Annotated in this window: 11 protein-coding genes; all 11 read right to left on the minus strand. The window is 68.6% G+C overall.

Features of this window, described 5'->3' with window-relative positions:
* Positions 1–81 precede the first annotated feature (81 nt).
* From ACWGIC_RS32610 to ACWGIC_RS32660, 11 genes are read right to left on the minus strand one after another with little or no spacing between them, the layout of a single operon-like run.
* Positions 82–762 carry a hypothetical protein gene (locus ACWGIC_RS32610; protein WP_452079742.1) on the minus strand — a complete coding sequence of 227 codons (681 nt, stop codon included), beginning with the start codon at positions 760–762 and terminating at the stop codon, positions 82–84.
* A complete protein-coding gene (locus tag ACWGIC_RS32615) occupies positions 759–1,265 on the minus strand; it encodes a hypothetical protein (RefSeq protein ID WP_452079743.1) in 507 nt (168 codons plus the stop codon). Before ACWGIC_RS32615 ends, ACWGIC_RS32610 begins: the two co-directional genes overlap by 4 nt.
* Entirely contained in the window at positions 1,262–2,368 is a 1,107-nt protein-coding gene (locus ACWGIC_RS32620) for an MCE family protein (RefSeq protein WP_452079744.1), read from the minus strand. Before ACWGIC_RS32620 ends, ACWGIC_RS32615 begins: the two co-directional genes overlap by 4 nt.
* Positions 2,368–3,339: an MCE family protein gene (locus tag ACWGIC_RS32625; RefSeq protein WP_452079745.1), complete on the minus strand. Its 972-nt coding sequence runs from the start codon at positions 3,337–3,339 to the stop codon at positions 2,368–2,370. The genes ACWGIC_RS32620 and ACWGIC_RS32625 overlap by 1 nt, the downstream gene beginning before the upstream one ends.
* Positions 3,336–4,334, minus strand: coding sequence for an MCE family protein (locus tag ACWGIC_RS32630; RefSeq protein WP_452079746.1), 999 nt, complete (start codon positions 4,332–4,334; stop codon positions 3,336–3,338). The genes ACWGIC_RS32625 and ACWGIC_RS32630 overlap by 4 nt, the downstream gene beginning before the upstream one ends.
* Entirely contained in the window at positions 4,334–5,344 is a 1,011-nt protein-coding gene (locus ACWGIC_RS32635; protein ID WP_452079747.1) for an MCE family protein, read from the minus strand. Before ACWGIC_RS32635 ends, ACWGIC_RS32630 begins: the two co-directional genes overlap by 1 nt.
* Positions 5,341–6,357, minus strand: coding sequence for an MCE family protein (locus ACWGIC_RS32640; protein ID WP_452079748.1), 1,017 nt, complete (start codon positions 6,355–6,357; stop codon positions 5,341–5,343). Before ACWGIC_RS32640 ends, ACWGIC_RS32635 begins: the two co-directional genes overlap by 4 nt.
* Positions 6,354–7,550: an MCE family protein gene (locus ACWGIC_RS32645; protein WP_452079749.1), complete on the minus strand. Its 1,197-nt coding sequence runs from the start codon at positions 7,548–7,550 to the stop codon at positions 6,354–6,356. Before ACWGIC_RS32645 ends, ACWGIC_RS32640 begins: the two co-directional genes overlap by 4 nt.
* A complete protein-coding gene (locus ACWGIC_RS32650) occupies positions 7,547–8,362 on the minus strand; it encodes an MlaE family ABC transporter permease (RefSeq protein ID WP_452079750.1) in 816 nt (271 codons plus the stop codon). The genes ACWGIC_RS32645 and ACWGIC_RS32650 overlap by 4 nt, the downstream gene beginning before the upstream one ends.
* A complete protein-coding gene (locus tag ACWGIC_RS32655; RefSeq protein WP_452079776.1) occupies positions 8,363–9,094 on the minus strand; it encodes an MlaE family ABC transporter permease in 732 nt (243 codons plus the stop codon).
* 59 nt (positions 9,095–9,153) lie between these two features.
* Positions 9,154–9,624 (minus strand): hypothetical protein, encoded by a 471-nt coding sequence (locus ACWGIC_RS32660; RefSeq protein ID WP_452079751.1) that lies wholly within the window; start codon positions 9,622–9,624, stop codon positions 9,154–9,156.
* Between the last annotated feature and the right edge of the window lie 286 nt (positions 9,625–9,910).

Here is a 9,910-nt window from a genome sequence, read left to right on the forward strand (position 1 = left end):
CCCCTGAGGGAATCTGATTCCCTCAGGGGTCCCCTCACGGACCTTCAGTTCCTGGCATGGGGAGCCGGTCGAGCGCCGGGATCACACCGCGGACATCCCGGTGATCCGCCACTTCCCGCCGATCCGCTCGGCCGTGACGCTCAGCTGCGCGGCCCCGGTGCTGTGCTGCCCGTCGCCCCGAGCGCCGGTCTGGTCGAGGAACACCAGCAGCGCCGCGCGGTCGCCGTCGAGCAGTTTCACCCCGGACGCGACGGCGGTCGAGGTCACGACGAGCTTCTGGTCGGCGGCGAGCTTGCGGACCTGGCCGAAGAGCTGGCGGTACTGGGCGAGCGCGGGTCCGGTGAGCAGGTCCTTGGCGGCCTGCTCGTTCCTTGCCGGATCGTCGTAGCGGTAGGAGAAAAGCGTGCCGAGCGCGGTGCTGATCTGCTTCGCCGCGTCGGCCGTGCCCGCTGCGTCGGACAGGGCGGTGTTGTGGGCGACGACGGCGTTCGTGTCGCGCGCTTCGAGGGTGAACCACACCGCCAGCCCGGCCATCACGACCGCGACGATCGCGAACGCCAGCCGGGGCCGGAGTTTCGGCGGTACGTCCGGTTTCTGGTCTGCAGCGTCCGGCTCTTCGTTCTCCGCCACCAGTTTCTCATCCACGGCGTCCGGTTCTTCTTCTGCCAGCAACGGTTCCCCGGCAGCATCGTGCGGTTCCGGGAGCCCCGGCAGGCGGCGTCCGGCGACTTTGACAGCCCGCTTCTTCGTACGAGTGGTCACGGTGCCTCCCCTGCCGGAACCTGGCCCAGTGCGGTGACGCGCCAGCCGTCCGGCGCACGGGTCAAGCCGGCCTGGAACCGGGAACGCTTGGTCACGGCGTCCTCTCCGGCCGGGGCGACGACCAGTTCCACGGACGCGATCAGCTTCGCGGTGCCCGCCGCAGTGTCCACTTCGGTCACCGCGGCGTCGGTCACCTTGCCGGTGGTGACGGTTTTCGCCTGCCCGATCCGGTCGAGGCTGCCCTGGCGGTCCTGCGCGAGTTCGTCGTGCAATGCGCCGCCGGACGCGTCCAGCCAGCGCTGGTATCCGGCCGCCGCCTGTCGATAGTCCAAAGTGGTCAGTCCAGCGATCGCGGAACGCCCTGCCCGCAACGCGTCTTCCCGGACGACGGCGCGGGCGACGCCGTCGTCATGCGAAGCTTGCCACCAGGTGTACCCGGCCCATCCGGCCGCCGCGGTCGCGAGGACCGCCGCGGTCTGGGCCAGCCACGCGAAGACCTTCACGGTTGTCCTCCCGGCGCGTTCTGCGATCCCCGCACGTTCGTCGGGTCGCCCTTCGGCAGCGCGCAGCGCGCCGCCGTGTTCAGCGGTCTGGTCGAGGTGTCGAGGCCGTCGCGATGGGGCGTCGAGTATCCGGTCGTGCACGGCGGCGGATCGAAAAACGACAGCGACAGCCCGAAATGCGCGCCGTCTGCCCGGACCACCGCCCCGGCCGCGGCGACTGCCCGGGGAGCGGTGATCAGCAGCTGCCGCAGCCCGCTCTGCCGGGATTCGAGGACGTCCGCGGTGCTGAGCAGGTTCGCCAGCAGCACACCCAGCTGCGGCCCGGAGTCGCGGATCAGCGAGCCGACTTCGTTCGCGGCGGCGGGCACCGCCGGAATGAGCGTCCGGAGGTCGCCGTCGGATTGCTTGAGCATCGACGCGAGCAGTTTGGCGTTGGCGCCGAAACTGCGGATCGCGTCGGCCTGCTGCACTTGGGTGTCGAGGACGGTGTGCGCGTCGGTGACAAGCCGGGTCAGCGGCGCGACGTGCGTGCTCGCCGCCTGCACGAACTCGATGCCTCGGCCGATCAGCTGATCCAGCGCGGGGCCGGCGTCGGAAGTCGCGTTATACAGCTCGTCGACGACCGTCCGCAGTGCGGGCTGGGGCACCGACGCGGCAAATGAGTCCACAGTGGACATCACAGTGTCGACCGGCAGCGGGATTTTCGTATCCGCCTGGGTGATCACCGAACCGTCGTGCAGGACCGGCCCGCCGTCGGTGCGCGGCCGCAGGTCGACGTACTGCTCGCCGACAGCCGACCGGTCGGCGACGACCGCCTCGGTGTCGGCGGGAACCGGCGCGGTGCCGGAGTCGATGTCGAGATCCGCTTCCATCCCGGCGGGGGCGAGCCGGAGCTGTCCGACCCGGCCGATCGGCACTCCCCGATAGGTGACCTCGGCGTTGGTGAAAATGCCGCCGCCGGTCGGGAATTGCGCTTTCACGGTGTAGCCGCGGCCGAAGAACACCTTGTCGAGCCCGGCGTAAACCGCTCCGACGTAGGCGACGCCGACGACGGCGATCACGACGAACACCGTTACTTGGACGCGCACGAACCGGGTCAGCATCAGTGCCCCGTTTTCAGGAAGCCGTTGAGGTAGTCGCCGCGGATCGCGTCCAGCGCGGCGTCCGGGAACGGGAAGGTGAAGACCATCTCCATCGCCTTCGGGAGTTTGTCCCCGGAATCGGCCAGCCGCCGCAGCAACGGCGCGAGGGCGGTGAGATCGGCGACCAGGTCGTCTTTGCTGCGGTTGACCGTCCCGACGGCGACCGAGGTCAGGCCGTCGAGCGACTTGAGCATCCCGACCAGCGCGTCCCGCTGCTGGTTGAGGACGCTGATGCCGGGCGTCAGGCCGTTGAGCGTCGCAGTGATCTGATCGGTGTGCGCGTTCAGCGTCTCGGCGAGCTTGTTGACGCTGTCGATGGCTCGCGTGATCTCGCCGCGCTGCTCGTCGAGGCCCTTGACCAGAGTGTCCAAACTGGACAGCAGACTGCGGGCCGCGGTCTCCTTGCCGCCAAGCGCCTCGTTGAGCTGGTGGCTGATGTTCTGGACCTGCGCGACCCCGCCGCCGTTGAGCAGCAGGGAAAGCGCGCCGAAAACCTCTTCGATCTGCGGGGTCAGCGTCGAGCGGTCGAGCGGGATGACCGCGCGGTCGGCGAGCCTGCCCACCGGCGTCGCGTCCGGCGGCGGGGCCAGTTCGACGAACTTCTCGCCGAGGATGCTGGCCTGCCGCAGCCGCGCGACGGCGTTGGCGGGCAGGTCGACGTCGCCGTTGACCACCAGGTCCACGATCGCGCTGTGCCCGTCCGGGGCGAGTCCGACCTTGACGACCTGGCCGACCGGCACGTCGTTGACTTTGACCCCGGACTGCGGCACCAGGTCCAGCACGTCGGCGAAGCTCGCGGTGACGTGCATCGGGTGGTCGCCGAGCGCTGCGCCGCCGGGAAGCGGAATGTCGTAGACGCTCACCCCGGCCCCGCAGCCGGTGGTGACCAGCACCAGCGTCAGCATCGCGGCGCCCTTCGCCAGGGATTTCATTTCGTCTCCGGGAATTCGAGGAGGTTGCCGCGGCCGTCGATGACCCCAGCGTCCGCGTCGTAGGCGCCCAGCAGGTTCGTCAGTGCGTTCGGCGCCGCACTCAGTGCCTCGGCGAGGGAATCCTTCTGATTCACCAAAACCTTCGTGACCCCGGCCAATTTGTCCACATTGGACTGCACTTTGCCGCGGTTGTCCCTGATGAACCCCTGCACGACGCCCAGCGCCTTGGTCAGTTCGGTCAGCGCGCCGGAGAATTGGTCGCGCTGGTCGGCGAGGACCTTGCTGAGCGAGGCGATCTGGGCGATGGCCTGCTTCACCTGTCCGTTGTTGGCGGCGAGCATCGCGGTGAATTTGCTGATGTTGTCGACCGAACCGAACAGGTCGTCCTTGGAATCGCTGGCGGCACGGGCGAATTCGCCGAGGTTCTTGATCGCCTGCCCGATCGTCTGGCCGTTGCCGTTCAGGTAGGCGGCGGACTTCGTCAAGACGTCGCTGACCGCGCCGTCCTTGTTCGCTCCCTGCGGGCCGAGCGCCGACATCAGCTGGTCGAGGCTGCGCAGCAGGTCGTCGACCTCGACCGGCGTCGCGGTGCGCTCGCGCGGGATCGACGCTCCGTCGGCCAGCTCGGGCCCGCCGGTATAGACCGGGGTGAGCTGCACGTACCGGTCGGCGACCAGACTGGGCGTGATGACGACCGCGCCGGCATCGGCGGGCAGCTGCACGTCCGGCTTGAGCTTCATGGTCACCTTGACGTCAGTGCCGTTCGGCTGGACTTCGGTCACCGAGCCGACCGCGACCCCGAGGACGCGGACGTCGGAATTCGGGTAGATGCCGACCGCGGCGGTGAAGTACGCGGTCACAGTCCGGTCGTGCGGTGCCGCCGCCACCTGCCACCCGGCCGTGAGAAGCAGCGCGCACACCACGCCGAGCGCCAGCGCGCGCAGCCTGGCCCGCTGGCGGGCCCGGGCTCCCAGGTCGATGAGGTGGTGCGCCATCAGCGTCCCCCGTTCTTCGGCGGCAGGCAGCTGCCCGGCGCGGGGCCGGACGGGACGAGCCCGCAGAGGTAGGTGTCGATCCAGCGGCCGTTGCCGACGGCGTTGCCCAGCAGCCGGTAGAAGGGACCGGCCAGGCGGAGGCTGTCTTCGAGATGCCCCTGGTTGCGCTGGAGCACGGTCGCCACGCGGTCGAGCTGGTCGAGCGCGGGCCCCAGGGTTTTCTGGTTTTCCGCGACCAGCCCGCGCAGCTGGACCGACAAGTTCTTGACGCCGCTGAACAGCTTCGCGATCGCGTCCTTGCGGTTATTCAGCTCGGTGAGCAGCGTGGTGCCGTCGCGGATGAGGGCTTGGATCTGACCGGAGCGCTCGCCCAGGGTCTTCGACACCTTGTTGGTGTTCTGGAACAGCTTCACCAGCTCGTCGTCGCGGGAGGCGAGCGTCTGGGACAGGGCGGCGATCCCGGTGAAGGCGGTACGGACGTCGCTGGGCGCCGACGCGCCGAGCGTGTCCGACAGCGTGCGGAACGCCTGCGCGAGCTGGTTCGTGTCGATGGCGCCGACTGTCCCGGCGAGGTCGTTGAACACGGCGGTGACGTCGTAGGGCGAACTCGTCCGCTCGACCGGGATCGGCTGGTCCGGGTCCAGCTCGCCGTCGCCGACCGGGTCGAGCACGAGGTTCTTCTGGCCGAGCAGCGTTTTGATCTTGATCGCCGCGGTCGTCCGGTTGCCCACCCAGGCGTCCTTGACGCGGAACGCCACCTCGACGTGCCCGCCGGCCAGCCCGACGCCGGTGACCTCGCCGACCTTCACCCCGGCGACCCGGACCTCGTCGTTCGGCTTGAGCCCGGCGGCCTCGCGGAACTCCGCCTTGTACGTCGTCCCGCCGCCGAGGACCGGCAGGTCGTCGGAGAAGAAGGTGGCGGTGCCGACCAGTGCCATCACCAGCGCGGTCACCGCGCCCACGGCGATCGGATTGCGCAGGCGGAACGGCTTGATCCGGGGAGGTTTCACCGGCACCTCGCAGCGGTCACCGGGATGCCCGGCAGCGGCCCGCCGGGCGCGGGTTTCGCGTCGGTCTGCACCGAGCAGAGGTAGATGTTCGCCCAGGAGCCGTAGGAGAAGATCGTGCCGATGCGGTCGAGTTTCTTCGGCAGGTTGGCGATGAACTGCTCGAACACCGGGGTGTTGCCGGCCAGGTTCTTGGACAGGTCGCCGAGCGCGGCGATGCTGTCCTTGAGCGGCTGGCGGCCGTCCTGCAGCAACCCGGCGGTGGACGTGGTCAGCTCGCCGAGCCCGCCGATGGCCTGCCCGATCGGTTTCGCGTCCGCGGCGAGGCCGGTGACCAATTGCGCCGTCGTGTCCACGAGCGCGTCGAACTGGTCGCCCTGTGCGTTCACGGTGTCGAGGAGCGTGTTGAGGTTGCCGATCACCTTGCCGATCACGGCGTCCTTGCCCGCCAAGGTGGAGGTCAGCGACGCGGTGTGCTGGAGAAGGCTTTCGATCGTGCTGCCTTCCCCTTGCAGGACTTGGATGATCTCGAAGGACAGCTGGTTGACGTCCTTCGGGGACAGGGCCTGGAAAAGCGGTTTGAAGCCGTTGAAGAGGGTGGTCAGGTCGAGCGCCGGTTTTGTTTTGTCCGGCGGGATCAGCGCGCCGTCGGCGAGCGTCGGGGAAGCTCCGGCGGGGCCGGGGTCGACCGAGAGGTAGCGCTGGCCGACCAGGTTGCGGTAGCGGATCACGACCGAGGCCGCAGCGGTGAGCCGGCGGGTCCGGTCGACGGAGAACGTGACGTCGGCGAGCCGGTGCTCCACGACGCGCACCTCGTCGACCTGGCCGATCCGCACGCCCGCCATGCGGACCTCGTCGCCGGGGTTGACCGACGTCGCGTCGGTGAAGCGGGCGGTGTAGCCGACCGTCGTGCCGACGTTGGAATTGGCGATCGTGATCGCCAGCACCGCGGTCGCGCATACGGTGACGGCAAAGAAGATCAGGCCCTTCACCGCGGGGCCCGCGATGCTCCTCATCGGACAGTCACCTCCGTTCCGCGCAGTGCCGGTCCGATGAGGACACTGCTCCAGTCGGGCACGTCGCCCAGCGTGGGCTTCAGGAGTTCGGCGATGAGCTGCCGCTCCCCCGGCGAGTTCGCCGGACCGAGATCGCCTTCGGCGGCACCCGGGGCCGCGGCTCCACCGCCGTAGCACTTCGGGCCGCCGGCAGCGTCGTAGCGCGGGCTGTCGCGGCCGGGCACGTATTTGTCGCGCGGGTCCTGGACGGTCAGCGTCACGTGCAGGCCCGGTTCGTTCGTTCCCTTGCCGAGAGTCTTCTCCATCAGCGGTTTGAGCCGGTTGACCGCGTCGAACAGGCACGGGAATTCGGGCGAGTACCGCGACAGCAGTTCCAGCGACGGTCTGCTCGCGGCGGAAACGCCGATGATGTTGCCCGAGTTCTTGCGCAGGAAGTCGTTCAGGTTCCCGGCGGCTCCGGTGACGCTCGAGTAGAGCTTCCCGAGGTCACCGCGAGTGTCCACAATGGTCTTCGCGGTCGTCGACAAATCGCTCAATGCCTGGAGGATGTCCGGTGCCGCCCCGGTGTAGACGTCGGCCGCGTCGGCGAGCCCGGTGATGTCCGCCTTGAACTGCGGCAGCAAGGGATTCAGCTGGGCCAGCAAATCCTGCAGCTTCACGATGCTGTCGCCGAGCGGTTTCCCGCGGTTGTCCAGTGCCAGCGAGATCGCGCCGAGCGAGCTGTTCAGTTTCTCCGGCTGAACCGCCCTCAGCAGCGGCAGCAGGTCGCCGAGCACGCGCTCCAGTTCGATCGCGTTGCTCGAACGGTCTTGCGCGATGACGTCGCCCGCCCGCAGCGCGCCGACCGGCCGGGCGGGCAGCACGAGGTTGACGTAACGCTCGCCGAACACCGTCTTCGGCAGCAGCCGTGCGGAAACATTGCCCGGCAGCTGCCCGATCTTCGCCGGGTCGAGCGCCAGGTCGATCTCGGCTCCGGCCGGGGTGCTGCGCACCGCCCTGACTTCGCCGAAGGGCACCCCCTTGACCTTCACCTCGGCCGTCGGCGCGAGCTGGCTGCCGACCCGGTCCGCCTCCAGCGTCACCAGCGCCGAATCGTCGAAGTCCTTGTCGTAGATCGCCACCGCGAGATAGCCGAGCAGGGCGAGCACGCCGAGGAACGCGACCCCGGCGAGCTGGGTGGCCGCCCGGTTCATCCGGACACCTTGACCGTGGTCGTCGCGCCCCAGATCGCCAGCGAGAGGAACAAATCGAGCACGCTGATCAGCACGATGGACGTCCGCACGGCCCGGCCCACCGCGACGCCGACGCCGGCCGGGCCGCCGCTCGCGCGATAGCCGTAGAAACAGTGCGTGAGGATCACGCCGACACTGAAAACGAGCACTTTCCCGAACGACCACAGCACATCGCCGGGCGGAAGGAACAGCGTGAAGTAGTGGTCGTAGGTGCCGCCGGACTGTCCAAAGAAGACGACCGTGGTCAGCCGGGAGCCGAGATAGGAGATCAGCAGCCCGATGACGTACAGCGGGATGATCGCGACGAACCCGGCGACGATCCGCGTCGTCACCAGGTACGGCATGCTCCGCACGGCCATCACCTCCAGCGCGTCGATCTCCTCGGAGATCCGCATCGCGCCGAGCTGAGCGGTAAACCCACTGCCCACTGTGGACGAAAGCGCGAGCCCGGCGACGAGCGGCGCGATCTCTCGCGTGTTGAAGTACGCGGTCAGGAATCCCGTCATCGCCGAGATGTTGATCTGGTTGAGCGCGCTGAACCCTTGCAGCCCCACCGTGACGCCGGTGAACACGCACAGCCCGACCATCACGCCGATCGTGCCGCCGATCACCGCGAGCGCACCGCTGCCGAACGTCACTTCGGCCAGCAGCCGCACGACTTCGCGGAAGTAGCGCGTCACGGCGACCGGAACGGCCGCGAGGGCGCGGACGTAGAAGACGAGCTGGTCGCCGAGGTCGAACAGCTTGTCGCCGGGTTTGCTGAGGTTGGCCACTCAGGTCCCCTTCGCCGGAACGAGTTGCAGGTACAGGGCGGTGAGCACGGTGTTGACGAAGAACAGCAGCAGGAAGGTGATGACGACCGACTGGTTGACCACGTCGCCGACGCCTTTCGGGCCGCCCTTCGGATTCAGGCCGCGGTAAGACGCCACGACCCCGGCGAGGAATCCGAAAATGACCGCTTTCACCGAACTGGCCACGAGATCGGACAGCTGGGCGAGAGCGTTGAAGCTGGCCAGGTAGGCACCTGGCGTGCCGCCCTGGACGATGACGTTGAAGAAGTAGCCGCCGAGCACTCCGACCACGCTGACCAGGCCGTTGAGCAGCACGGACGCCAGCACCGCCGCTTGCACGCGCGGCACGACCAGGCGCTGGATCACCGAAACGCCGAGCACCTCCATCGCGTCGATCTCCTCGCGGATGGTGCGCGCGCCGAGATCGGCGCAGATCGCACTGCCGCCCGCGCCCGAAATGATCAACGTCGTCACGATCGGACTGGCCTGCTGCACGACGGCCAGCACGCTCGCCGCGCCGTTGAACTGCTGCGCGCCGATCTGGTTCGTGAGCGAGCCGAGCTGCAAAGAGATCACCGCGCCGAACGGGATGGAGACGAGGATCGCCGGCGAGATGGACACGCTGGCGATGAACCAGAACTGCTGGACGAACTCCCGCACCTGGTACGGGCGGCGGAACATGGCGAGGATGACGTCGAGCCCCATCGCGCACATGCGGCCGAACTCGCGCAGGCCGTTCACGGCTTTGTGCGGGATCTGGGCGAGCAGGGTCGTCACGACGTGGTCCCGCATCCGTTCGGACCGGAACTGCCGACGCAGCGGAGCACCAGATCGGTCGTCAAAGTGTTGCCGGGCCCGGAAACCAGCCCGGTGAACAGGCGGCTGAGGTCTTCGTGACCGACGCAGCCCGCGAACGGCGGCGTCGTGAAAGTCGTCGTCACCTTCGCCGGCCGCGCGGGAAAGGCGAGCGGCAGCAAGGCTTTGAGCGTCACCTCGGCCGGCTGGGCGGTGCGGCAGTCCGGGCCGACGTCGAGCGGCCTGCCGTCCACTTTCACGTTCGACAGCTTGACGAAGACTTTCGCAGTGACCTCGGAGTCGGCGCAGAGGTTCGTCTGCGTCCGCTTGCAGTTGGTGTCCTTTCCGGTCAGCACCTGGGTGCTGCCGGAGACGTCGCCGTCCGGGACGAGTTCGACCGTCGCGGTGGCCGGCATGAACCGGAACGCGACGAAATAGCTGTCGGTCACGGGAATGCTGAGCTTGCCGGACAGCGGCACGCGGCCGCTGAGGCCGAGCAGCGCGCCGTCGAACCGGCCCTGCGGAAAGGAGATGTCCGAACCGAGCTTCGCGACGTGGCTGGTGGTCGGCTGCTGTGCGTCGCCGACGTAAAACCCGACCGGGAAATTGACGGCGGAGGGGGTCGGCGCTGGGGCGTTTTAGGCGGGCGCGGCTTGGGCCGCGCCCCCCGAAAACGCGACCACCACCCACGAGAGCGAGGACCCGGTCAGCGCAGACAATAGGACATACGCAAAG

Source organism: Amycolatopsis sp. NPDC054798 (genome assembly GCF_053611505.1).